This is a genomic window from Polaribacter sp. Q13, from assembly GCF_016858305.2.
Taxonomy (GTDB): Bacteria; Bacteroidota; Bacteroidia; order Flavobacteriales; family Flavobacteriaceae; genus Polaribacter.
The window spans coordinates 1,484,888-1,511,301 of sequence record NZ_CP074436.1; the positions used below are offsets into that span (position 1 = coordinate 1,484,888).

General features: G+C 29.3%; 19 protein-coding genes. 11 read left to right on the forward strand and 8 right to left on the reverse strand.

Features of this window, described 5'->3' with window-relative positions; genetic code table 11:
* Positions 1 to 18 precede the first annotated feature (18 nt).
* The 6 genes from JOP69_RS06190 to JOP69_RS06215 form a co-directional block, all read right to left on the reverse strand.
* Positions 19 to 2,808: a pitrilysin family protein gene (locus JOP69_RS06190; RefSeq protein ID WP_203395105.1), complete on the reverse strand. Its 2,790-nt coding sequence runs from the start codon at positions 2,806 to 2,808 to the stop codon at positions 19 to 21.
* A gap of 3 nt (positions 2,809 to 2,811) precedes the next feature.
* The gene (locus tag JOP69_RS06195; RefSeq protein WP_203395104.1) at positions 2,812 to 3,273 is read right to left on the reverse strand and encodes a hypothetical protein; all 462 of its coding nucleotides are present in this window, start codon (positions 3,271 to 3,273) and stop codon (positions 2,812 to 2,814) included.
* Between the two features lie 39 nt (positions 3,274 to 3,312).
* On the reverse strand, positions 3,313 to 4,719 hold the full coding sequence (locus tag JOP69_RS06200; protein ID WP_203395103.1) for a RagB/SusD family nutrient uptake outer membrane protein: 1,407 nt from the start codon (positions 4,717 to 4,719) through the stop codon (positions 3,313 to 3,315).
* Positions 4,720 to 4,730: 11 nt separating this feature from the next.
* Complete coding sequence (locus JOP69_RS06205) at positions 4,731 to 8,099, reverse strand: SusC/RagA family TonB-linked outer membrane protein (RefSeq protein WP_203395102.1); 3,369 nt, start codon at positions 8,097 to 8,099, stop codon at positions 4,731 to 4,733.
* 36 nt (positions 8,100 to 8,135) lie between these two features.
* On the reverse strand, positions 8,136 to 9,254 hold the full coding sequence (locus tag JOP69_RS06210) for a FecR family protein (protein WP_203395101.1): 1,119 nt from the start codon (positions 9,252 to 9,254) through the stop codon (positions 8,136 to 8,138).
* 147 nt (positions 9,255 to 9,401) lie between these two features.
* Entirely contained in the window at positions 9,402 to 9,947 is a 546-nt protein-coding gene (locus JOP69_RS06215) for an RNA polymerase sigma factor (protein ID WP_203395100.1), read from the reverse strand.
* A 704-nt stretch (positions 9,948 to 10,651) separates the two neighbouring features.
* Here JOP69_RS06215 and JOP69_RS06220 point away from each other — a divergent pair.
* The 10 genes from JOP69_RS06220 (at position 10,652) to JOP69_RS06265 (ending at position 21,600) form a co-directional block, all read left to right on the forward strand.
* Positions 10,652 to 10,951, forward strand: coding sequence for a helix-turn-helix domain-containing protein (locus tag JOP69_RS06220; RefSeq protein ID WP_203395099.1), 300 nt, complete (start codon positions 10,652 to 10,654; stop codon positions 10,949 to 10,951).
* A 209-nt stretch (positions 10,952 to 11,160) separates the two neighbouring features.
* Positions 11,161 to 13,836, forward strand: coding sequence for a DNA methyltransferase (locus JOP69_RS06225; protein ID WP_203395098.1), 2,676 nt, complete (start codon positions 11,161 to 11,163; stop codon positions 13,834 to 13,836).
* On the forward strand, positions 13,836 to 14,834 hold the full coding sequence (locus tag JOP69_RS06230) for a virulence RhuM family protein (protein ID WP_203395097.1): 999 nt from the start codon (positions 13,836 to 13,838) through the stop codon (positions 14,832 to 14,834). The genes JOP69_RS06225 and JOP69_RS06230 overlap by 1 nt, the downstream gene beginning before the upstream one ends.
* 1 nt (position 14,835) lies before the next feature.
* A complete protein-coding gene (locus tag JOP69_RS06235) occupies positions 14,836 to 16,779 on the forward strand; it encodes a DEAD/DEAH box helicase (RefSeq protein ID WP_203395096.1) in 1,944 nt (647 codons plus the stop codon).
* The gene (locus tag JOP69_RS06240; RefSeq protein WP_203395095.1) at positions 16,772 to 17,968 is read left to right on the forward strand and encodes a GIY-YIG nuclease family protein; all 1,197 of its coding nucleotides are present in this window, start codon (positions 16,772 to 16,774) and stop codon (positions 17,966 to 17,968) included. Before JOP69_RS06235 ends, JOP69_RS06240 begins: the two co-directional genes overlap by 8 nt.
* A gap of 10 nt (positions 17,969 to 17,978) precedes the next feature.
* The gene (locus JOP69_RS06245; RefSeq protein ID WP_203395094.1) at positions 17,979 to 19,082 is read left to right on the forward strand and encodes a hypothetical protein; all 1,104 of its coding nucleotides are present in this window, start codon (positions 17,979 to 17,981) and stop codon (positions 19,080 to 19,082) included.
* Positions 19,083 to 19,084: 2 nt separating this feature from the next.
* Positions 19,085 to 19,618, forward strand: coding sequence for a hypothetical protein (locus JOP69_RS06250; protein ID WP_203395093.1), 534 nt, complete (start codon positions 19,085 to 19,087; stop codon positions 19,616 to 19,618).
* 78 nt (positions 19,619 to 19,696) lie between these two features.
* A complete protein-coding gene (locus JOP69_RS06255) occupies positions 19,697 to 20,602 on the forward strand; it encodes a DUF5655 domain-containing protein (protein ID WP_203395092.1) in 906 nt (301 codons plus the stop codon).
* A gap of 7 nt (positions 20,603 to 20,609) precedes the next feature.
* Positions 20,610 to 21,056, forward strand: a complete 447-nt coding sequence (locus JOP69_RS06260) for a hypothetical protein (RefSeq protein WP_203395091.1) — start codon at positions 20,610 to 20,612, stop codon at positions 21,054 to 21,056.
* Positions 21,049 to 21,600, forward strand: coding sequence for a hypothetical protein (locus JOP69_RS06265; RefSeq protein ID WP_203395090.1), 552 nt, complete (start codon positions 21,049 to 21,051; stop codon positions 21,598 to 21,600). Before JOP69_RS06260 ends, JOP69_RS06265 begins: the two co-directional genes overlap by 8 nt.
* Here the strand turns inward: JOP69_RS06265 and JOP69_RS06270 are convergent.
* Positions 21,553 to 22,715 (reverse strand): IS3 family transposase gene (locus JOP69_RS06270; RefSeq protein ID WP_203395325.1). Its coding sequence is split into 2 segments (ribosomal slippage): positions 21,553 to 22,478 and positions 22,478 to 22,715, totalling 1,164 coding nucleotides; the frame shifts between segments, so codons are not numbered across the junction. The two genes, JOP69_RS06265 and JOP69_RS06270, sit on opposite strands and share 48 nt — an antisense overlap.
* A gap of 699 nt (positions 22,716 to 23,414) precedes the next feature.
* On the opposite strand from JOP69_RS06270, the gene JOP69_RS06275 reads away from it, so the two are divergent.
* Entirely contained in the window at positions 23,415 to 25,202 is a 1,788-nt protein-coding gene (locus tag JOP69_RS06275; protein ID WP_203395300.1) for a hypothetical protein, read from the forward strand.
* A 23-nt stretch (positions 25,203 to 25,225) separates the two neighbouring features.
* Here JOP69_RS06275 and JOP69_RS06280 read toward each other — a convergent pair.
* Positions 25,226 to 26,388 (reverse strand): IS3 family transposase gene (locus JOP69_RS06280; protein ID WP_203395325.1). Its coding sequence is split into 2 segments (ribosomal slippage): positions 25,226 to 26,151 and positions 26,151 to 26,388, totalling 1,164 coding nucleotides; the frame shifts between segments, so codons are not numbered across the junction.
* Positions 26,389 to 26,414 lie beyond the last annotated feature (26 nt).

Sequence of the window (26,414 nt, forward strand, 5' to 3'; positions counted from 1 at the left end):
AAATTTAAATGGTTATAATTAATTTTTCTTCGGTAATAATATCGCTTTGATTTGCGGTGTTTTTATAAAATACTTTTTGGTTAGTTTTTGTAAATCTTTAATTGAAACGTTATGAACTAAAGCTTCATAATCGGTGACAAAATCCCAATTTCTATATTGGTTAAAATAATAATCTCGGATGCTTTTTGTCCAAAAAGAATTCTTTTGTTTACTTACGTTGAACGTAGTAATCAAGTTGGTTTTTACTTTTTCCAAATCGGATTGAAAATCAATATCTCCAGAAATGATACCATTTAGTATGGATTTAATTTCTATAGAGATGCGGTCTACATCCGAAGGTTTACAGACTAAAGCTATGGTTTGTCTACTTAAAGAAACTGGGTGTTTTGTTGCACTTACAGACACACTAACACCGTAAACAACGCCCATTTCTTCTCGTAAACGTTTGTTTAGTTCTAATTTTAAAACAGATTCTAAAATTTCATTTTGTATTTCTAAACTAGGAAGGTCTTTTAACTTTTTATCTTGTTGAAATATTAATGAAAAAATAGCTTTTGGAGAATCTCCACCATACTTGATAAAATTGACGGCCTTCTTTTTAATAGGAAGCGGTTTGTATTTAAAACTATTGTCAAAATCACCTTTAGGCATCCCTCCGATATAAGTTTTTATAAAAGGCAAAATAACCTCTAAGTCCTTATCCGAAATAATGGTTACCACATAATTGTTTATTCCTCCAAAGAAAGTGTTATAAATAGGAATTAAAGCCTGAGAAGTCAAGCCTTGTTCCATTGCTTCTTTTGTATTAGGAGCGGTTGTATAATCTTTTCCTCGTATTATATATTTAAATTCTTCTTGAAACTTTTCTTTATCTGATTTAGGTTTATCCGAAATATTATTGATAGATGCATCTTTCAGTTGTTTAAAAAGTAAACTATCTACTCGAGGTTGTGTTGCTTTTAAATAAAACAATTCAAAAAGGGTTTTGGCATCTTTACCATTTGAACTACCAAAAAAGCCAGAACGTGTTTTATCTATTAACAATTGAATTTTAGCACTGTTACCAGCTAAAAAATGACTTAACGCTTCTCGTGTAAAATCGCCATAACCAGTCATTGAAATCGTTGGAGCACTGTATTGCGCATTTAAATAATTGGTACTATCCAGGGCATAAAAACCACCTTTTCTAAAACCTGCCAACAATACATGATCTGCACTTGCATTCGATTTTTTATACACAACAGTAGCGCCATTACTAAAATGTATTTCTTGAGCATCTATTTCTGGTAATGCCACAATACGCTCAATAATACCAAGCTTTGGCGTATTATTTAATAATTTTTCTGGAACATCAAAATTATTTTGGTAAGCCTCTGTTTTTAGAGTTTTAAACTTTTCTATGGTTGAAAAAAGCTCTTTTTTGTTCGTAAGTTTTTTTAACTCTTCATCATTAGTGGTAAGTAAATATTGGAATGGACTATCATTTTTATTGTTCTTAAGTGCCTCTAAAATTTGAATAGAATCTATTTTAGAAAAGTAATTCTCAATCAATTTATATTCATCTTTCAAGTCAATAATCATATTTCCATTAAAAAAATCTTCATACATCTGATCAACCATTCCAGCAGCCGAAATTGGTTTATCTTCCTTTAAATTTCTAGAAAAGGAACTGAGCATCGTTTTTTTAACTTTTTCAATTTCTAATGCTGTAAATCCATATTGAAACATTTGATTAAAATGTGTATTAAAGGCACCGATTCCCTCTAAAACAGATTCAGTTTTTAGATTAACTGTTGCCAATAATACTCCTTTCGATTTTAAATAATTACTAATATTGATGCTCGCATTTTTATATTTAGCATCCTTAAACGATAATTTACCTAACCGTGCCGACATTAATTTATTAAGCACATTACGGGTTAAATAATCGTTATAACTCAATTCTGTTTTAACATCTTTAAAAACGTCTTGTAACTGGATGTAATTTAATTCTGTTTTTTTTATCCATTTATCACTGTAAATAATCAAGCTATCTTTTTTATAATTTGGGATTTCACCTAAAGTAGTGGTAGGGAATTTTGAAGGTATTCCGGAAAACTTTTGTATAATAGCCTTTTCAATTTCTTCAGCATCAACATCTCCGGCAACGGCAACAGCAATTAAAGAAGGGTCGTACCATTTATTATAAAATGCTTTTAAGGCTTCTAATTTAAAGTGTTTTAAACTCGTAGTATCTCCTATAACAGCACGATCATTATATATTGAATTATTAAGCAACGTGTTTAGAAAAACTTGACCACTTTGGTTTTGAGGAGACTGTTTTGAAAGCCATTCTGATAATACCACGCCACGTTCCTTTTCAACCTCAATAGGATCCAATAACATACCATTTACCCAGTCGGACATAATGGTTAGTGTGGAATCTACCACAGTAGATTCTTTTGTTGGAATTTTCAATTTATAAATAGTTTCCTCAAAAGAGGTATGCGCATTTAAATCATGCCCAAATTTCGAACCTTTATTTTCTAGGAACTCTATTAATTCATTCGCCTTAAAATGTTCAATACCATTAAAAGCCATGTGCTCTAGGAAATGAGCTAAACCGCGTTGGTTTTCCGTTTCTTGCAAAGAACCGACTTTAACAAACAACCTAAAATATCCCTGACCTTCCACTTTATCAGTAGGATAAATATAATAAGTTAGCCCATTTTTAAGTTCCTTTTTTATAAGCGCAGGGTCTTGAACCAAGTTTTGAGAAAACCCTGAAATTGTAATAAAAAATACCGTTAAATATATAAATATTCTCATCAACTAGCTGTTTACTTTTTGTAATATTAATTTACTTTGATTTGCGTCTGGCCCTGGAAAACCAACTGTTATACCTAAGTTATTAGAATTTAACTTTATGGTAAGCGTATTGTCTTTTTCTGCATCTAAAACATGGTCTAACCATTGTATTTGAATAGGTCGTCTATAGATACCTATTGGAAATACTAAAGGATATTCCGTAGTTATAATTTTAAAATCCACACCTTCTTGTAAACCATCGCCTATAATAATAGAATAATCTAAAAGCAGATCCTTAGCAAGAGGCTTGGTGCTTAAATAGACATAGTATGACACAATATCTCTTCGATTCGAATTGATGTTCGAGGTAGAAATATTATTAAAGTTTATATGAACAAAAGGCTCATCATACACCTCTATTTCCTCTTTATTACAAGACGTAAGCGTCAGGATTATAGCCAATAATGGCAGTATTATTTTTTTCATTTTTTAAATATTTTAAATAAAAGTGTTATCCTAAATTGATTAATAATCTTCGTTTTGTATCATACCGGTATTCACGTCCATTTCTTTCTGCGGAATAGGTAAAACAAATAAAGAGCTCGGATACAGTACTTCTTTCACGCTAGATGTTGTCGTAACATCACGAACCATATCTTGCTTTGTTCGGGTTAAATCGTATAATCGATGCCCTTCAAAACTTAATTCTTTAGCACGCTCATTATCAATTAAAGTAGATACAGTTTCTTTTGTGTTTTCTAAAATTGAAATTTCACTTATATCTTTTTGGTAGTTTCTTGCTTGCAGTGTTTTAATATCTGCAATTGCAGCTTCCATATTGTTTAAATTATTATTAGCCTCGGCTCTTATCAAATACATTTCGGAAGTTCTTAAAACAATAATATTATAATACCTATCGGCAATTGAAATATCCTTTTTTATGTATTTCAAAGTTCCTAAAGTGCTATCGTCTAATAATTGTAATCGAAGATCTTCTGGGTTTTCTTTTAAAAGAGTCATCAATTTATTTCCGGCATAGCCTAACGGACTATCTAGATTGTAAAAATCAATTAATTCCGGTGTTTTTAATTTTCCGTTTAATTTGAAAAGCGACTCATCTTTATCTTGAACAGCTAGAAATAGATCTAAATAATCGTCACCTTCTGATAAGGGTGTACTATTAATAGCTAAAGTGGAATAGTTAACGGCCTCCGTCCAGTTTTCCATATACAAATAAACCCGAGCCAATAAGCCATGTACTGCTTTTTTTGATGCGAAATAACTAGACTCGATACTCGTATCGGTTCCAAAAAGAGCTTCCGCTTCTTTTAAGTCTTTTATTACTTGCGCATAAACTTCGGCAACTGTATTTCTTGCAACATTATCATCCGAACTCGGTGTTTTTAATAGTACAGGAATTCCTATATGACTGGCATCGGCAGTAAAGTTGAAGGGCTGTGCATAAATACGAACTAAATCGAAATGAATTAAAGCTCTTAAAAACAAAGCCTGTGCTTTAATAATAGCCATTTCATCTTCACTTTCAGGATACTCAACAAGTACTCCCTGTGCGTATTCAAGAATATTGTTAACATTTACTAAAGCCTCCAATGCACCTGTCCAAATACCACCAACAGCAGTAATTTCTTCCTGAGGGTTTGAATTATAATTATATTGAGATATCATAGAATTATCTCCTACTGTGTTCACTTGCAACATATCGGCGGCTACATCTGGATACAACACAAATTCTTCCCCATAATACTCATAAACTGTACTATAAGCTCCGGGAAGAGCGGCACGAAAACCATCCATATCCGAAAAGAAAACTGGAATTGCAGATTTTCCTATTTGGTCTACTTCTAAAAAATTATCGCAGTTATTAAGTAAAACAAAACTGAATATTACAAGGCATGTTTTTATATATTTCATGTTTTTTCTATTTAAAATGTTACGTTTAAGCCTAAAGAAATTTCTGTTTCTAAAGGATATCCTCCAATATTATTTTTATATGAATTTCTATTCGGTTTATCATAAGGTGTCCATACCAGTAAGTTATTTCCTAATAAGGAGAAACCAACGGATTGTAAGCCTAACGAATTGGTGATTTTATCATCAAGTAAATAGCTAAATGATATATTTTGAATTTTTACACTTGTTTTATTGTATAAAAATCTTGTAGAATTTCTTACCGAACCCGTGCTAACACCCCAAATTGGTTTTGGTGCCAAAGCTAAATCCCCTTCGGCTTGCCAACGATCTAATTGATTAACCGACTGGTTTTCATCAATAATATTTAAACCATCGGAATTAACATCTCTTGCGAAAGTGCTAAAACTATAACCTCCAATAGTATATCCTGTGGTTATACTTAAATTGAATCTATTTTTAAATGAAAACATATTGGTCATACTTCCAAAAACATCTGGGTTTGATGATTTCTCTGCTACACGATTATCAACACTATACTCTTTTGTAATATTTCCTTCGGCATCATACCACATTGGGTAACCGTCTCTAGGGTCAACGCCTGCCCATCTCACTAAAAAAAATGTATTTGTACTTTTACCGACTTGTAATCTTTGATTCCCTAAATTTTTTGGTAAATCATTATATAATGCTAATAACTTATTTCGGTTGTGAGACGCTAATAATCGTGTTTTCCAACTAAAGTTTTTAGTTTTAATATTATCCGATTCAATCGTTACTTCAATACCCTTATTTTCAATTTCGCCAACATTTCTAACTATAGTAGTTACTCCGGTTGTTCTGGAAGCATCTAATTTGCTAATAAGATTGGTTGTTTTATTTCTGTATACTTCAGTAGAAATATCTAATCGTTTATTAAATAATGCAATTCTTACCCCTAGGTTTGCCATATATGTTGTTTCCCAACTTAAATCTGGATTAGCACCTGTTGATATTCCTGCCCCTAAAGCATCACCATATTGAAAATTATCGTTTATAGCATATACGCCTTCTGGATCTTGAGTTCCAAATCGAGAATTTCCATTTGTTCCATAACTTCCTTTAATGCTTAAAATATTTATTAAATCACTCTTGAAAAAGCTTTCTTTATGTATATTCCATGATGCTCCTGCCGATAAAAAAGTAGCACGTTGTACGTTTTTACCAAAATTAGAGTTCCCATCATTCCTTCCGTTTAATGTTAAATTATAACGACCATCATAATTATAAGCAATCTGTCCTAAAAAAGAAGCTTTAGTGGTTTCGCTTTCACTACTGGAACCATCTGAGAATGATGCATAAGTTACTAACCGAATATGATCGTTGGCAAAACCAGATCCCCAAGCACTAATGGTAGTAGATTTATTTGCTCCCAATTCTATACCTGCAACACCAGATATGTGATGCAATCCAATTTGTTTATCAAAGTTTAATCTATGAATGGTATTCCAGTTTAAAAAGTTTGCTGTTGCTGAAGTTGCATAACCATTTGCAGAACCAGATAAATCATTACCCGACCAGTTTTTCATGGAATAATAGATTTTTTCTACATAATTATTATAGTCTAATCCAAACTGCGAACTAAAAGTGAAATCATTATTAATCCTATAATGCAACTGTACAGCCCCTTTAAATGAAAAGGCTTTTTGTCCATTATCATTTTGTTCCCGTTCTGCAATACTATTAAAAAAACGTTTTTCTACAAACCTTGGTGATCCATCAGGATTACTTCCTTCAATAATTCTGTAATATTGTCTAAACGAGCCATCGTCGTTATAAGGTGATATTAATGGAGAAAAACTATAATAATCACTACTAGGAGAAAAAATAGTATTGGTATTATAAGACCCTACTAAGTTTAAATCCAATGTTAATTTATCAGATATATTAACACTATTATTAGAATTTATAGACATCCTTTGCTGGGAGTTTCCTTTTAAAACCATCTTATTTTCAAAATAAGAACCAGAAATACGGTACGTAGCTTTTTCGTTACCACCTGATGCCGATAAATTTATTTGAGAAGTGGATCCCATACGGAAAAACTCATCATACCAATCTGTATCTGTTGTAGAATAATAATTATTATCACTATCAGTGAAAGGAAAATAAGCCATATCACTATTTTCTAAATTTGAATACGCTTCTTTTGCTAATGTTGAATATTGATTAGCATTAAGCGTTTTAAATCGAGTATTGTTATTAATAAATGACACTCCAGATTTTAAAGACAAATTTAATTGCGTTTTATTGGCTTTACCTTTTTTTGTAATAATTAAAATAACGCCATTGGCTCCATCTGCTCCATAAATAGTGGTTGCCGAAGCATCTTTTAAAACCGTCATAGACTCAATATCATCAGGGTTTAAAAAAGATAATGGGCTAACACTTGTTTGTATGCCTAAAATTAGGTTTGTTTTGTTCCCCGTATTAATCGGAATACCATCAACAATCCATAAAGGCTCGTTGGATGCCGATAATGAAGCTTCACCACGAATAGTTGTCGAGTATCTCGGTCTAGCACTTGTAGCATCATTACTTTGTGAGTTTACTTCTAATCCAGGAATTACACCTTCTAGTAATTTATCTACACGTTGTTGCGGTAAATTAACAATATCTTCTGCTTTTATTTGATAAGCGCTAGACACTAAGTTAGATTTCTTTTGAGCTGTACCATAATTACTTGTTACAATAACTTCATCAAGAGATTCTATATCTTCTTTTAAAACTAAGTTTTTTACTCCAGAACTAGTAATAACTATTTCTTGATCTAAAAACCCCATACTTAAGACTTTAATAGTACTTCCGTTTGGTATTTCACTCAGTTTATATTTTCCATCAAAATCTGTAACGGTCCATATACTAGGATCTTTTTTCAAAACAATAGTAACTCCGCTAATTGGTGCTCCAGTTTCATCTATAATAGTTCCGGAAATACTAAATAATTCTTGGAAAAATCTACTAATCATATTTTCCTTTTTTTCTACATGGTATAAAACAACTTGTTTATTAATAATTTTATACTTTATATTAGTATCCGTTAGTATAGATTCACATAAGTCTGTAATCGTTTTATCTACAACATTTAAACTTACTTTTTTATTTAATTCATCTTTTTTTAAACCAGATTGAATGAAAACAAAACTTGATTTACTTTCTATCTCCTTAATTATTTTTTTAATAGAAATGTTTTTTAGATTTAAAGTTAATTTTTCTACTTGAAAATTTTCTGTAGCGGCATATGAACTAGCTAGGTTTATAAATATTAGAAAAGGTAGCAGGTATAGCAGCTTTTTATTTACTAATACTATATTGTTATGCTTGATTAAAAGAGTTTTTTTCATTCTAAAATATTTCTTATTAAACTTAAATATGATTTATTAAATGTTATTCTGTATTTTAAAAGAACTGTTAGACAATGTTGATAGTGTTTCTAATACATCTTCTAAATTAGATGATAAATAGATTTTACCTGTACATTTCTTATTGATTAGCTCTTTTTTTGTGTCTGAAAAAGTTACATTGTAGTACCTAGATAATTCTATTAAAATTTCTTCTAATGGTTTGTCATCAAATATTAAAAACCCATTTTTCCAAGAGGTATAAATTTCTGTATCTACATTTGTCTTAATTAGTTTTGATGCTGTTATATCTAATGATTCACTAGGAAGCATTTTTGCTTTCATATTGTCTATTGTAGAAACACCAACAGATCCTTCTACTAAAACAACTCTTTGTTCCTCATTATCTTTATATGCTTTAACATCGAAAGTAGTTCCGTAAACATTTACATCAAAGTTTGATGTTTTAACATTAAAAGGTTTTAGCTTATTCTTTGCTACTTCAATATAAATTTCACCCTCTAAATAAATCTCTCTTTTATTTTTATTGAATTTTGAAGGAAATTTCACCGTAGAACCAGAGTTAACCCATAATTTAGAACCATCAGCTAAAACTAATTCAGTTCTTTTTCCAAAAGGAACTTTTAAAATATTATAGGTAGTAGAATCACTTCCTTTTAAGCTCTTTCCCTCAGCATTAATTGTTCCTTCTTTACTTACCGTTAATGTTTTTTTATTTGAAAGCGTGAATGTTTTTCCGCTGGCTATTAACTCTATTTCTGTTTTTGCTAAGGATTTTTCTACAAGAATTTTAGGAACTTCTAAATCTGTGGGTGTTGTGTTGTAAACTTTTATTAAAATCAAGATTAAAGCACATGCAGCTATTGCTGAGTAAAAATTACGTTTTCTATTTATTTTGATTATTTTACTTTTTTGAGTAGCTTCAAAAATACGTTTATGCAATGCTTCTTTATCACTCTTTTGTAAATACGAAGGATTCAGTTTTATTTTTTTAAATGCTTGTTCAGCATTTTGAAAATGAATTTTGTCTTCTGGGTGTTTACTCAAGTGTAAATCCCAATGTTTTATAGACTCAGTATCTTTAAAAAGCATAAAGAGTATAAATTTTTCATTTTCTAAAAAATCTTTTACAGTCATTTAATTTTAATAATTTATTTATGTCTTTATTCTTTTAAGTAAAGACTACATATACTACACGGATGTGATGTTATTTCATCACCTACTTAAATGTTAATATTATGTTAAAGGTAGTGTTCTTGAAAAAAGGTTTGAAAAAAAATAATATTAATTATCTTGTAATTTAGAGGAAGTGTAGTTTAAAAAAAGATAAAAATTACCTGCATCGTTTTTTCGTAATTCCTTTAATGCTTTTAATATGAGGTTTCTGCAAGCAGGAATAGTAATTCCAAGAATCTCTGAAATTTGCTTGTAACTATAATTTTGAGTGTATCTGAAATATATAATTTCTCGCTGTCTAGATGTTAGTTTTTCTAGAACCTTTTCAATTTTATTTTTTAAATATTTTTTAGATTCTTTCTCTAATATTAAATCTTCTACATTTATATCTAACCTAAAGTTTAGGTCCTCTGCCTCATTTTCGTAGGCTAAAAACTTATTTGATCTTCTGTATTCATTAAAAAGTTCATTTCTCAAACTTTTTAGTAAATAAGCTTTGGTGTTTGTGGTGTAATTTAATTTTTTATTAAGCAGGATTTTTTGAAAAATATTATGAATGGCATCCATAACTAAACCACCATCAAATCCAAGATGTATTCCATATGAGTATAAATCATCTACATGTAATTTATATATAGTCTCTATGTTATCCATAAATTAAAAACTTATCATTTTTTGTTTTCACTAGAAAATCAACATTTCTTTACGATTAAACAACCATTATTAAAGTTGTTGTGCTTTTTTCTAAAAAAAAATAAATATAGGTAGTATATTATAAATTTCAATAAGTTTACTTGTAAATATTGAAGAGTATCGTCTATTATTTTCTAATAACTAAAAAATGGAATAAAGAAGAGAGAACCTAGGCTGTTATATTAAATGTTTACAGAGGTATTAAAATAAGGTATATTTTTTTTTAGAAGAAAATTGAGACAAAGACAAACTGATTCAAATTCTTATTACACCAATTAATAATTTTTAAGATGATATGTATTGTTTTGGGGTAAAGAATAAAAAAAATCAATTTGTTGTACCTATGTTGTACCTAAACAAAAAAAGTCAAGATATAAATCTTGACTTTCCTTACTATACTTGTAGCGAGAACGGGATTTGAACCCGTGACCTCAGGGTTATGAATTTTACAAAATCCCCGATTTTTTACGCTATTATACCTTATTTTAACTAAATCGTGTACCGAAACGTGTACTCTGATTTATAATAAATTTATGTTCAAATATAAGAATAATTATGATACAAAAAAGAAAGCGACAACCGAAGTTGCCGCTTTAAATGTTTTCAAAATGTTTTACTTAATAGTTTTTTCTTATTTTTTTAAAAATATTAAAAACTATAAAATTATGATTACAAAAACAGTTCAAATTACAGAAGTAACTATTGAAGAATTATCAGATAAGATTGCAGATAAGCTTTTATTAAAAATAGAAGTGTATTTAAAAGATTTATCAAAGTCAAGAAATGTTCAATTATTAAAGAGGAAAGAAGTCGCTGATTTATTAAGGGTAAGTTTGGTTACTATCGATGCGTGGTCTAGAATTGGTTTAATAAATCCTATTAGAATGGGAAATAAAAAATTCTTTAAGAAACAGGATATTCTAGATGTATTAGAACAACAGACAATAAATAAAAAACAGTATTAAATTTGTTTTTTTATGAGGTATTAATAGTTAGGCGTTTGTGTGTTTTAGACTAGAAATAAGATAAAAAATATAATAACCTACTGAAAAAATAACTAATGTATTACAACTTGTAATATACTTTAAAACAGTGCTAAAAGTAAATGTGGTAATCCGTAATGTAAAGTCAATATATATATCTATTTTTATAGTTCATTATTATGAAAAATTAAATGAACGCATCTCAAATAGAAAAGAAACTTCAAAAGCTTATAGCGAATTTTAATAAGCAAACATTTATTTACGATTTATTATTAGTTTACAATTTACCTAAAGCAACAATTACAAGACTTAAAAAAGGAATAGCCAATTTATCTAAAAAAGATGGCGAAGTATCTTTAAAGAAAAAGTTGTTTTTTAAAGAAGAATTAAAAGAGGATTTACATTTAGCAATTACTCAAATAGTTAAAGAAATAAAACACCAACAAAGGTTTGTAATTGTTACAGATAATAAAACATTTTTAGCTATCGATACCAAAACAGGAGGAAGCTTAGATATACCTTTAAAGGACTTACCAAAGAATTACGATTTCTTTTTGCCTTGGGCAGGAATGGAAAAAGCACAACACCAAGAAGAAAACCTAGCAGATGTTAAAGCAGCCGTTAAAATGGCGCGCTTGTTCGATGAAATTAAAAAAGACAATCCAGACAATTCGCCAGCATTTATACACGAGTTAAATGTATTCTTATCACGTTTATTGTTTTGCTTTTTTGCAGAAGATACCAATATTTTTACAGACAGTCAGTTTACAAATTCTATAGAATCACATACGCAAACAGATGGTAGCGATTTAGATAGCTTCTTAGAAAATCTTTTTAAAGTACTAGACATCCCCAATCATCAAAGAGAAAATTTACCCACATTTTTAAATGCGTTTCCGTATGTAAATGGTAGCTTATTTAGCACTAAAATAAAGGTACCTACCTTTTCTAATAAATCTCGAAAAGTATTAATAGAAAGCGGAAGACAAGATTGGTCTAACATAAATCCAGATATTTTTGGGTCTATGTTTCAGGCGGTAATTTCTGTAGACCAACGTGGTAGTTTGGGGCAACATTATACGTCTGTACCTAATATTATGAAGGTGATAGAACCTTTATTTTTAAACGATTTAAAAGAAGCGTTTGACGATGCAAAAGGAAATTCTAAAAAACTAAACGAACTTTTATTTCGATTAAAAAACATAAAAATATTTGATCCTGCCTGTGGGTCTGGTAACTTTTTAATTATTGCTTACAAAGAACTACGGACTTTAGAAATGCAAGTTTTTAAAGAATTAGGCACTATGGCATTATCAGAAATTTCCTTATCTCAGTTTTACGGAATTGAGTTAGACGATTTTGCTCACGAAATTGCCATTCTAGCTTTGTGGTTGGTAGAACACCAAATGAATGTTGCCTTTTTTAAAGAATTCGGACGAACAAACCCTGCGTTACCATTAACCCAAGCAGGAAATATTGTACAAGGAAATGCAACTCGTTTAGATTGGGAAATAGTGTGTCCTAAAAATGAAAATGATGAAATTTATATTTTAGGAAATCCGCCTTATTTGGGTTCGAGTATGCAGAATGCAGAACAAAAATCGGATATGAAGTTTGTGTTTAAAGACTCAAATAACTATAAAAAACAAGACTATATTTCATGTTGGTTTTTTAAAGCAGCAGCTTATGTGAATAATAAAGAAAAGTTTGCTTTTGTTTCTACAAATTCAGTATGTCAAGGTACACAGGTAGAGATGACTTGGCCTCTAATTTTTAATTTGGGCTTGGAAATATTTTTTGTTCATAAAGATTTTAAATGGTCAAATAGTGCAAAAAGTAATGCTGGTGTTATTTGTTCAATTATAGGTTTACGTCGAATAAATAATAAGCCTAAATTTATTTATACAGATGGAGTGAAAACTTTAGTGAAAAATATAAATGCTTATTTAGCGAATGGTACTAATACTATAGTAAATAAAAGAACCAAGCCGCTTTCTAGTATATCAAAAATGACTTCTGGAAATAAGCCACTTGATGGAGGTAATTTAATTTTAGATGAAAATGAGGTAAAAACCTTGTTAACAGAATCACCAGAAAGCAAAATCCTTATAAGGAAATTTATTGGGTCAAGTGAATATATCAGAGGTAAGGAACGGTGGTGTCTTTGGATATCTGATGAACAATTATCTCTAGCAAATAGTATTCCTTTAATTAAGGAACGTCTTGATAAAGTTAAAATTTGTCGATTAAATGGAGGAAACAATGCAAAAAATAAAGCAAATGTGCCTCATAGATTTGAGTTTACAAATGAACCTTTAATTTCTCAGATTTTAGTTCCACGAGTTTCTTCCATTCGAAGACCATATATTCCTATGGGGTTTATTGATAATGATATTGTTATTGCCGATTCTGCTCAAGTTATTTATGATTCTGATGCATCTGTTTTTAGTTTAATAAATTCACGACTTCACATGGTTTGGGTAAGAATAACTGCTGGTCGTTTGAAATCGGACTATAGATATTCATCTTTTTTCTCTTATCATACTTTTCCTATTCCAGCTATTTCAAAACAACGCAAAGAAGAACTCACCCAATGTACGTTGGCTATTTTAGATGAACGTTCTAAACATTCAGAAAAAACATTGGCACAATTATACGATCCAGATAAAATGCCAGCGGGCTTAAAAGAAGCGCATCGTTTAAATGATTTGGCTGTAGAGCGTTGTTATAGAAGCACACCTTTTACGAGTGATGAAGAACGTTTAGAATACTTGTTTAAGCTCTATGAAAAAATGATTCAAGAGGAGAAGGAGAAAGAAACCCTTTTTGCCAAAGAGAAAAAAACACGTAAAACCAAAAATGCCTAATGGAAAACAGCCAACAAAACATCATTATTTACAATACCCAAGATGGTAAAGCTGCGGTACGTTTATACACTAAAGACGGCAATGTTTGGATGAACCAAAGTCAGCTTGCAGCACTTTTTGACACCTCTGTACCAAATATCAGTATGCATATATCTAATATACTGAAAGAAAAAGAATTAACACCTAATTCAGTTATTAAGGATTACTTAACAACTGCTTCAGACGGCAAAGAATATAACGTTACTTTTTATGCTTTAGACATGATTTTAGCAATCGGTTTTAGAGTGAGAAGCAAACGAGGTACACAATTTAGAATTTGGGCAAACCAAAATCTAAAAGAATATATAATTAAGGGATTTGTTATGGACGATGAGCGTTTAGTAAATCCAGATGGCAGACCCGATTATTTTGATGAATTATTAGCACGTATCAGAAACGTACGTGCATCAGAAAAAAGATTTTATCAAAAAATAAAAGACCTATTTGCGTTAAGTAGTGATTATGATACTACAGACAAAGCAACACAAATGTTTTTTGCACAAACACAAAACAAATTACTTTTTGCAGTTACTCATAAAACAGCAGCAGAATTAATAGTAGCACGTGCGAACCCAAAAGAATTGAATATGGCTTTAACTACTTGGAAAGGAAACCAAGTAAGAAAACAAGATATATTTATTGCTAAAAACTATTTAAATGAAGATGAATTAGATTCTTTAAATAGATTGGTGGTTATCTTTTTAGAAACCGCAGAACTTCGTGCCAAAAATAGAATGGATATTACCATGAATTTTTGGAAAGAAAATGTAGACCGTGTATTAGAATTTAATGATAAAGAAGTTTTAAAAGGTTTAGGTACAGTTTCTCATAAACAAATGGAAGGTATAGTAAAAGAGATGTACACAAAGTTTGATACACAAAGAAAGCTGGATGAAGCTAAAAAAGAAGATGCCTTAGAATTAGAGGAAATAGAAAAATTATTGAAAAATAAAAAATAAAATGCCAAATTTAGTAAACGTAACATACCACCAAACAGGTAATAGTAAAAGTACCAATGCATACGGAATGCGAGAAATGCAAGAACGTGCTTTCGAGTATCGAGATGCGCAGTATATGTTGCTAAAATCGCCACCTGCATCAGGTAAATCAAGAGCTTTAATGTTTTTGGGTTTAGATAAGTTAATTAATCAAGGCATTAAAAAAGTAATTGTTGCTGTGCCAGAGCGTTCTATTGGTAGCTCGTTTGCTACAACAGATTTAAAAACCTATGGTTTTTTCTCAAATTGGTCGCCAAAAGACGAGTTTAATTTATGTACTCCGGGTAGCGATGGCAGTAAAAGTAAAGTAACTGCTTTTCATAATTTTATGAATAATGACGAGCAGATTTTAATATGTACACACGCTACATTGCGCTTTGCTTGTGAAGGGTTAGGTGAAACTAAGTTTAATAATACCTTATTGGCAATAGATGAATTTCATCATGTTTCTGTTTCCGCAGATAATAAGTTAGGTGAGATTTTAAAAAGCATCATCAATAAATCTACGGCACACATTGTTGCCATGACTGGTTCTTACTTTAGAGGAGATTCTGTACCAATTTTAATGCCCGAAGATGAAGCTAAATTCACCAAGGTCACTTACAATTATTACGAACAATTAAATGGTTATAATTATCTAAAAACATTAGGTATTGGGTATCATTTTTATCAAGGTAAATATACTTCTGCTATTATGGAAGTATTAGACACAGATAAAAAAACAATACTACACATACCAAATGTAAACTCGGGTGAATCTACCAAAGACAAAGAAAACGAAGTTAATTTTATAATTGATGCTATTGGCGATGTTGTAAAACAAGATACAGAAACAGGTGTTATTTTTGTAAAAAGAAAGTCTGATGGTAAAATATTAAAAATTGCAGATTTAGTAGATGATACTTCAAAAGAAAGAGAGAAAATACAAAACTACTTACGTGTAAGTGATGCTTTAGATGATATAGACATTATTATAGCTTTAGGAATGGCAAAAGAAGGTTTTGATTGGCCATATTGCGAACATGCGCTTACTGTAGGTTATAGAGGTTCTCTAACAGAAGTAATTCAAATTATTGGTAGAGCAACAAGAGATAGTAATAATAAAACACACGCACAGTTTACCAATCTAATAGCACAACCAGATGCACAAGATGATGAAGTAAAGCTTTCTGTAAACAATATGTTAAAGGCTATTACAGCTTCTTTATTAATGGAGCAGGTTTTAGCGCCAAATTGGACATTTAAAACCAAACATGCAGATGATGATACAAAGGCTAAACCTGGAGAAATAAAAATTAGAGGTTTAAAAGAACCTTCTTCACAACGTGTAAAAGATATTATTGAAGCAGATTTAACCGATTTAAAAGCAGATATATTTCAAGATAAGGAAATGCTAAAGGCAATGCCAGATGAATCTTTAGACCCTAAGGTAATAAATAAGTCATTAATACCAAAGGTGATAAGGATGAAGTATCCAGACCTTACTGATGATCAAGTAGAAGAAGTTCGTCAGCATGTGGTGGCAGATTCAGTCATTAAAAACGGAACGATTAAAGAAGTAGCAGATAAAAGATTTATAAGAATGGCAGGTTCATTTGTAGATATAGATGATCTTAATATTGATTTAATAGATAGTGTAAATCCGTTTCAAGAAGCATTTGAAGTATTGTCTAAATCTGTATCCTCTAAAGTTTTAAAAATAATACAAGACACTATTGAGGCTACTCGTATAAAAATGGATTTTGAAGAGGCAAAAATATTATGGCCCAAAATACAAGAGTTTGTAAAAACGCATAATCGTCAGCCAAATATAAATTCTGTAATAGGTTCAGAAAAAAGAATGGCAGAATGTATTATTTATTTAAAAGCAGAAAAACAAAAAAGAGCAGCACAAAACAATGGATAAGGAAAGTATTTTAGACGAAATATTTGGAGACGATCCGTTAGGTTTATTGGTTGTAAAACCTGTAAGAACTGCGGTTCGTACTTCTGATGAAAGATTAGCGGCTTCTTTTGATGCAATAAATGATTTTTTTGATAAAAACAAAAGAGAGCCAAAACCAGACATAACGAATATTTCTGAGTATCAATTGTATTCAACCTTAAAAGGCTTGAGGGAAAATAGAGAGAAAAGTTTAGCTTTAGAACCACAAGATAAATACGACTTATTACCTACTAAACAAAAAGAAATTAACTCTATTGATGATATTTTTAATGATGATTCTTTAGATATTTTTAGTGATGATGCCGAAGGTTTATTTGATTTTAAACACACACCAAAAGATTTTAAAAGAGCAGAAGCAGAATCTATAGGTAAAAGAGTTGCGTGTAAATATTTTGATAAATATGAACATTTATTAAAAGAAGTGCAAAGAGATTTAAGTTTAGGGAAACGTAAATTAGTCGATTTTAAAGAAGCTAATTTAAGAGTAGGAGGATATTATGTGCATAATGGTGTTTTATTCTTTTTAGAAAGTATTGATTATACTCGAAAAGAACATTACAAAGAAGATGGAACAAGGGTTAGAGAAGATGGAAGAACGAGGTGCATTTTTGAAAATGGTACTGAATCTAATATTTTAAAACGTTCTGTAGAAAAAAACTTATACGCTAACGGAAGCGTTGTTACTGAAAATATGGATAGTATTTCAGAAGAGTTTATAGAAAAATTTAGCGATATTACAGAAAAGGATAAAGAAGCTGGTTATATTTATGTCTTAAAATCTGAAAGCAAAAAAGAAGAAATAACAACTATTGAGAATTTATATAAAATTGGTTATTCAACAACACCAGTTGAACAAAGGATTAAAAATGCTGAAAATGAAGTAACATATTTAATGGCTTCTGTTTCAATAGAATCATCTTGGAAATGCTATAATATGAATGCTCAAAAATTTGAAAAACTTATCCATAATTTTTTTGGTAGTTCTTGTTTAGAGGTTGATGTATTTGATAAAAAAGGGAAAAGACATACACCTCGTGAATGGTTTGTAGTGCCTTTAGAAGCAATAGAACAAGTAATTGCATTAATTATTACAGAAAAGATAATGGATTATAAGTATGATGCTGTTAATATGATAGTTGTAAGAAAATAAATATTATAAGATGATAAAGAAAATAAAAACATATAAAGTATTTATAACTATAATATCTATAATTACTGCTCTTATTATATCATTTTTAACTTTAGATGCGATTTATGAAACAGATAATTGGAAATGGTTTAGCATTGATTTTAATGGGAAAGATAAAATTATATCTGCTTATGGTTCATTAATAGGGGGTGTTTTAGCTTTTTTATCAATTTTGTTTGTTGTTTATCAAGTGTTAGAGCAAAAAGAACAAATACAACTAGAAAAAGAGGCTATAGAGAAAGAAAAAATAGAAGAAAAAAAAGATTTATTAAAGTTAATTAGTAGTTTTTTAGGTTCGATTATAGGTGATATTAAAGGTCAAGGTCAAGAGTTAAAAACGTTTTACGAAAATGAGTTAAAGAACCCTACTTTGTCAAACACAACTTATTTTACTGTAAGTAATAATTTCAATAGGATAATAGAAATGGATTATATGGCTGTTTATAAATCATTTCGTCATTTCCTGAATAAAGAAAATGATTGGGAAAATAAATTCCTCGATTTTTATAAAAATTTGGATTTTTATTTTAAAATGACACCGCATTTAAGAGATAATTATACTTCTCAAATGGGTAAAAAGGTTAAATTAAAATATAAGATACAAAAATATACTCAATCTGCTTTAGAAGACCTTCATACGATAAGGAATAAATATATTACTACATACCACCCTATGTCTTCTTATAATCTTATCGATTCTCCTTATTTTAAAGCATTAGATGGTTTCTGGTTGGATTATAGAAATTACATTAAGGACATAAATAACAGTATAAATAATAAGGCAATTGATTCGGATTTAACAGTTTTGAAAATAACTTATTTTCAGCCTTTATTTGATGAATTGTTGTCTCTTCAAAAAGAAAAAGTTACCTATGAGTTCGATGAAATAGTTAAGCTTACGGAGGATATAGGTAGGGTGATTATTAAAATTGGACAATTAGAGGTTTTTGCTCAAAACTATGGTAAAGATGTAAGAAAAAATTGTGATTCTTATTATATGCCAGATAGTAAAAACTTAAAAAGTATTATAGAATTTAAAGAGTTAATAGATGTTACTCTTAAAAAAAAACTTTAATTATGGATGATACTAAATTAAAACACCAATTAAATAGAGCTTATGAACTTCGAGATTTTGAAATAAGTCACTATTGGAAAAGAGCACAATACTTTTGGGGTTTTCTTGCAGTAATTTATGCTGGTTTTTTTGCAACATTAATAGCTTTTAGTAAAGAGAATAATTTTGCAATTGAGTATGTTTTAATAGTATGTACAATTGGTTGTATATTCTCTTATGCTTGGTATCTTGTAAATAGAGGCAGTAAAAGGTGGCAGGAACATTGGGAAAATGTAATAAAAAAATTAGAAGACAGTCTTAATTTATCTTTATATAATATTCATCCAGAAGTTGAAAGTGAATTTTTCAATGCAGGTAATTTTTCGGTATCAAGAATAAATATAACAGTTAGTTTTTTTGTGTTTTTATCTTGGATTAGTCTATGGTTATTTTCTGCAATTAAATATGCTAAATCTAATTTTACACTTTATGCACTTGCATTCATATCTTTTGTGTGTTTGTTTTTAGTGTACCATTTAGGTAAAGGGAAAAAATAATACTATTTACCAAGGTTAAAACATCTGTTTTTTGAATTAACTATGTAATGATTTTGAAAAACAAATAAAATATTAACTATGCATTTATATAACTTAAAATCAAAAGAAACAATTAGTATTTTAAAAGAGAAGCCATTTAAATTAGAAAGAGAAATACAATCACTTTTTGAAAGTAATTTAAATGAGTTAATGGATTTGCAATTAGTGAAATCTGAGTTCTCTATCAAAAACAAACGCATAGATACTTTAGCGTATGATAAACAATCCAATGCATTTATAATTATAGAATATAAACGAAGTAAAAATATTAGTGTAGTAGATCAGGGATTTACATATTTAAGTTTAATGCTTGAAAATAAAGCAGATTTTATTGTTGAATATAACGAAACATTAAAACAAAATTTAAAGCGTACAGATGTAGATTGGAGTCAAACAAGGGTAGTATTTGTATCTACAAGTTTTACAGAAAACCAAAGAACAGCAACAAATTTCAAAGATATAGCTATTGAATTATGGGAAGTAAAACGTTATGAAAATAATTTAATAAGTGTAAATCAAATAAAGAAAAGTAAATCTGCAGAAAGTATAAAACCGATAACATCAAGCAATACACAATTAGAAGCAGTTACAAAAGAGATAAAAGTATATACAGAAGAATTTCATTTAGATAGTTATCCAGATAAAGTTAAAGAGCTCTACGAAACTTACAAAGAAGCTATTTTAAACTTAGCTGATAATATAGAGTTAGACCCTAAAAAATTATATATAGCATTTAAAAAGGATAAAAATATAGCTGATATTGTAACACTAAAAAAAGGAATAAAACTATTCATTAATTTACCTAAAGGCAAACTTGAAGACCCTAAAAACATAATGCGTGATGTATCAAATACAGGTCATTGGGGAAATGGAGATTATGAATTGGTAATAACAAATAATGATAATTTAGAGTATATTCTATACTTAATAAAACAAGCCATTTAGATTAATTATGGCTAAAGAAACACCTATTATAAATATTTTTACATATGGTTTACCATATAAATTAGCAAATCAAATTTATAAAGAATATGAATCTCGCTTAAGGGAAGCTGTTTTTATTATTACAGAATCAAAAAGATATGAAATATTAAAGGACTCTATGAAAACTGTAGAGTTATTATTGGCACTATCTATTTTTGATAAAAGAGTAATTTCTAATCTTCAAGCTGGTGTTAAATTTTATAGCACAGTTAGTTCTTATTCAGAATCAGAAACAATCCAAATAGGTGCTTATAAATTAACAGGTGATGAAAAAAACAAATTATTAGGTGTAATAATCAACTATAATAATATCCTTGATAATTACGGTTTGTCTAATGGTTTAACTAATTATTCAGTCACTAAAGATTTTTTATTGTATTTAGTAAATCTGAAAAAAGCGGAGTATTATGGTTAAAAATAAAGAAGAGGATAATACTGAAAAAAATAAAGTAATAAAGAAACGGTCACCTTTTAAAGAAGCTCATTTACTCGAAAAAGAAATAGTAACTTATATTAATAAATTTAAATCAACAGTTCATACTCAAGCTAAACGTATGAGTGATTACTTTGAAATGAGTTGTTTTAATTATATTGTAAAATACTATGAAAGAAATGGGTATAAAGTAACTATAGCAAATCTTCAAGCAAAAAAAAGGTATCGTTACAAATGTTCTACTTCTGGTATTCAATCAAATTATTCATTTTTTAAAGTATCTAAAATTGTAAATGATATAGAGTATGAATTTGAAATACAACACAATTTAGCCGTTCAATCTTCACAGGATGAAGAGTTGTTTACAAATCCTGATATAGTTGTTATAGAATCAAATAGTTGTAAATATTCCACAGAATACTACGATACAAAAAGGACATTTTCTTATGGAGTAGCTAATAAATTTGTGACTATTTTCTTAAGCTACTTTTTTAATAATTCCTCTCAATTTTATTTCCATTTCTAGCGGTGAGAGATATCCTAAACTAGAATGTAATCTTTGGGTATTATACCAATAAATATAGTCTTCTATAGAGTCATATAGTTGATTGTAGGACGTAAATTTAAATCGATATAACCATTCGTACTTTATTGTCTTAAAGAAGCTTTCAGCTACCGCATTGTCCCAACAATTACCTTTTCTACTCATACTTTGGGTTATTTTAAGATTAAAATCACAAATGTTGGTTATTTTGTTTGACGCATATTGTACACCTCTATCCGAATGAAAAATTAGACTATTACTAATATTTCTTGTTTTACGAGCATCAATCCAAGCTTTCATTACCGTATTTTGAGTCGTCATATCTTCACTTAAAGACCATCCAACAACCTTTCTATCTGCAAGATCTATGATGGTTGTTAAATAATTCCAATCATCATTAACTCGAATATAAGTAATATCAGACACCCATTTTTCTCCTAATTTAAGACTAGAGAACTCTCTATTTAACATGTTTTCTGCAATTAAATATTGGTGATTAGAATCTGTTGTAATTACAAATTTTCTTTTTAAAACACTCCTTAAGCCCATTTCTTTCATTAGTAGTCCGATATAAGAGCGAGAATAAATTAAGCCTTCTCGTTCTAACTTTTTTTGAATCCTACAACTACCATATATTTCTTTACTTTCTTTAAAAATAATTTTAATCCTTTCTTTTAAATGTATTTTAGGTGTTTTTAAAAATATAACATCTTTGTTTTTAAACCAATGATAATAAGCATTTTTACTAAGCTTCATAGATTTACACATCTTCTCAACTGGATATATATCAATGTTTTCTAAAATGAATTGATACCTTATAGGTCGCTCTTGGAGAAGATGCTCACCGCCTTTTTTAAGATGTCACGCTCCATGGTTACATTCTTTAACTCTTTCTTTAGAGCCTTGAGTTCTTGAGCTTCAATAGATAACTCCTTTTTTTTTGAGAAATCACCCGATTGTAACTTGTATTCGCGTTTCCAACGCCCAACCATACTCAAGCTTAAACCATAATCCTCACTAACTTGTTTTGTCTTAATGCCCGAATTTAACAGTTCTACAATCATAACTTTAAATTCATTGTCATACTTTTTTACCATAAGTCAAATATAAAATTTATAACCTCATAAAAATCGTCACATCAAATGTAGACACTCCATGGTGTTCCTCAGTCAGTTGAGAGTAAATTACAAATTTTCACAAATGAATTAAACAACTATCATAGTTCTACAGATTTTTTTGATTATTTTCTAAATAAGATTGATGCAAATATCTATCCAAAAAAGTATGAGAAAACCGAAAAAGCAGATAACTTCATTACAAATCAAAGGGTTGAGAAGGAATACCCAATTAAAAGGCTTACAGCTTTTATAGACGCTCCAATTGAGATACATTTATTATCTGTTCTTTGGACAATAAAAGATGGTGTTCAAATTGACTCCAAACTTGGAAGTAACTGTATTGGAAATAGATTATTACTAAGTAAGGATAAGAAAAATATTGTCCACGGTTCTGGCCTATTTAAACCATATTTCAAACAATATCAAAAATGGAGAGACGATTCTGTAAGTGTTGCTCAAGAATTAATAAAAAATGAAAGAGATGTACTTTTTCTCAATTTAGATGTTAAAGATTATTTTCATTCTGTTAGAATACCAAACAAATTAATTCATAGTGAGGATAGAACTCATTATAAAATAGCTTATAATAATCTAAACAAGCTCTTTTTAAAAATTCATCATATTTATACGGATAAAATAACGGAACAATATGAGCAACCATATGATTTCTCGAATGAGTTGAAACGTAATGATAATAATGAACTATTAGAGTTTATATTACCTATTGGTCTTTTATCTTCTTTCGTTCTTGCAAATGACTATCTAAAAGATTTTGATAAAAGAATTGTAGAAAAATACAAACCTGCATATTACGGAAGATATGTTGATGATATTTTATTAGTTCTTGCTGACCCTAATCCAAATTCAAGTAATGAAGAAGAAAATGAAGATTTTAAATTCTCATTTTCTGAATACAAAAAGAGAATTAAAAGGAAAAATGGTATTCATTATAAAATCACCTTCGAAGAAGAAACTCTTAATGAAATTGAAAAATATATTATATCTAACCTAAGTCCATTAATCAACCTTGTTGATTCTCCTTTTTCTAAAGACTCAAGTAATTCTAAAGGAAGGGTTTTTAAAATAAATGGTAAGAAATCATTATTCTGTCAAAGTGAAAAAACACTTCTTTACTACTTTGATTCGGAAGAATCAGATATGGTAATAAATAAATTAAAAAAAGAATTAGAAGAGAGAACTAGTGAATTTAGAGATTTACCAAATCACGACAATTCTTTAGGAGAGTTTGAAAAAAGCGCATATCATTTAGATTATAATGGAACAGAAGGAAAAATTAAAACCCTACAAGATTATAAAGAAAACAGATATGGCTTAACTTTATTTCTTTCTAATCAAATATTCAGTTCTTTAAATCACGAACGCAATATTTCTGAAAAAGAAAAAAATCAAGTTCTTAAATTTTTCAAAGGCTCTACTTGTTTGGAATTTTATCGCTTATGGGAAAGAGTTTTTACCTATTTTTTAGTCAACAAAGAACCTAAATCATACATAGATTTTTATATCCATTGTGCGGAGCAAATAGATAATATTGGTAAAAAAGATATTGAGTTTATTGAAAACACAAAAGTAGAATATAGAATTGTTCAAAAATCAATGGCTGAGTATTTAGATTGTGCTCACGAATTAACTATTTCTTTAAATCCAATGTTTTTGAACCAAAGCAAAGACATTGAGCGCCATTTTGATTTTAAAACTAGTGAACTATCTAATTCACTACTAGTATACTTTATGAATGATACTGAGATAACAAAATCAAATTCAGTTTGGCAAAATAGATTTAGAGAAACGAATATGATTAGGCATCAATATGTTTCAACACCATTATTAAATTACACCAAAGACTCTAAAAAAGGATATAGCAATTTACTAAAGCTTCAATTTGATATTGAGTCTTATGAATTGGATGATGAGCTTATTAAAAACTCTCCAAGACCTATAAAGTTTTGGGAATGTTGCTTTGCTTCTACTTTTTCAGAGTTGTCAAAATTCAATAAATCAAAATGCAAAGAAGAGAATGGATACCACTTGACAGATATTTTAGGTCCGATAATAAAAAAAGAGAAAGATCAATTAACTAAAGAAAAAACTTCAACAGAAGAGTACTATTTAGATTATGCTTTTGATATTTACTTAAATGGTAATTCAAATCATTTACCTCATTATATTTTAAGCGACAAGAAATTAAAATCAAGTTTTTTTAATTTAGTAAATCGAAACGATAATTTAGATAACCAAAATCAAATTAAAGAATTTCGAGTAAATTCTAAAGATAAAATTAAGGAACCGAGTATTTCATTTGCTAATACAGAAGTCACAGAGAGTAACATTGTCAAAGGTGTTAGGAATGAACCGAATTTATCAATTGAAAGGTATCAGCGTTTAGCACTAATTTTAAATCAAGCTAGAAAAGAAAATTCAGATATAGTATTATTCCCTGTGGAGTAGCTAATAAATTTGTGACTATTTTCTTAAGCTACTTTTTTAATAATTCCTCTCAATTTTATTTCCATTTCTAGCGGTGAGAGATATCCTAAACTAGAATGTAATCTTTGGGTATTATACCAATAAATATAGTCTTCTATAGAGTCATATAGTTGATTGTAGGACGTAAATTTAAATCGATATAACCATTCGTACTTTATTGTCTTAAAGAAGCTTTCAGCTACCGCATTGTCCCAACAATTACCTTTTCTACTCATACTTTGGGTTATTTTAAGATTAAAATCACAAATGTTGGTTATTTTGTTTGACGCATATTGTACACCTCTATCCGAATGAAAAATTAGACTATTACTAATATTTCTTGTTTTACGAGCATCAATCCAAGCTTTCATTACCGTATTTTGAGTCGTCATATCTTCACTTAAAGACCATCCAACAACCTTTCTATCTGCAAGATCTATGATGGTTGTTAAATAATTCCAATCATCATTAACTCGAATATAAGTAATATCAGACACCCATTTTTCTCCTAATTTAAGACTAGAGAACTCTCTATTTAACATGTTTTCTGCAATTAAATATTGGTGATTAGAATCTGTTGTAATTACAAATTTTCTTTTTAAAACACTCCTTAAGCCCATTTCTTTCATTAGTAGTCCGATATAAGAGCGAGAATAAATTAAGCCTTCTCGTTCTAACTTTTTTTGAATCCTACAACTACCATATATTTCTTTACTTTCTTTAAAAATAATTTTAATCCTTTCTTTTAAATGTATTTTAGGTGTTTTTAAAAATATAACATCTTTGTTTTTAAACCAATGATAATAAGCATTTTTACTAAGCTTCATAGATTTACACATCTTCTCAACTGGATATATATCAATGTTTTCTAAAATGAATTGATACCTTATAGGTCGCTCTTGGAGAAGATGCTCACCGCCTTTTTTAAGATGTCACGCTCCATGGTTACATTCTTTAACTCTTTCTTTAGAGCCTTGAGTTCTTGAGCTTCAATAGATAACTCCTTTTTTTTTGAGAAATCACCCGATTGTAACTTGTATTCGCGTTTCCAACGCCCAACCATACTCAAGCTTAAACCATAATCCTCACTAACTTGTTTTGTCTTAATGCCCGAATTTAACAGTTCTACAATCATAACTTTAAATTCATTGTCATACTTTTTTACCATAAGTCAAATATAAAATTTATAACCTC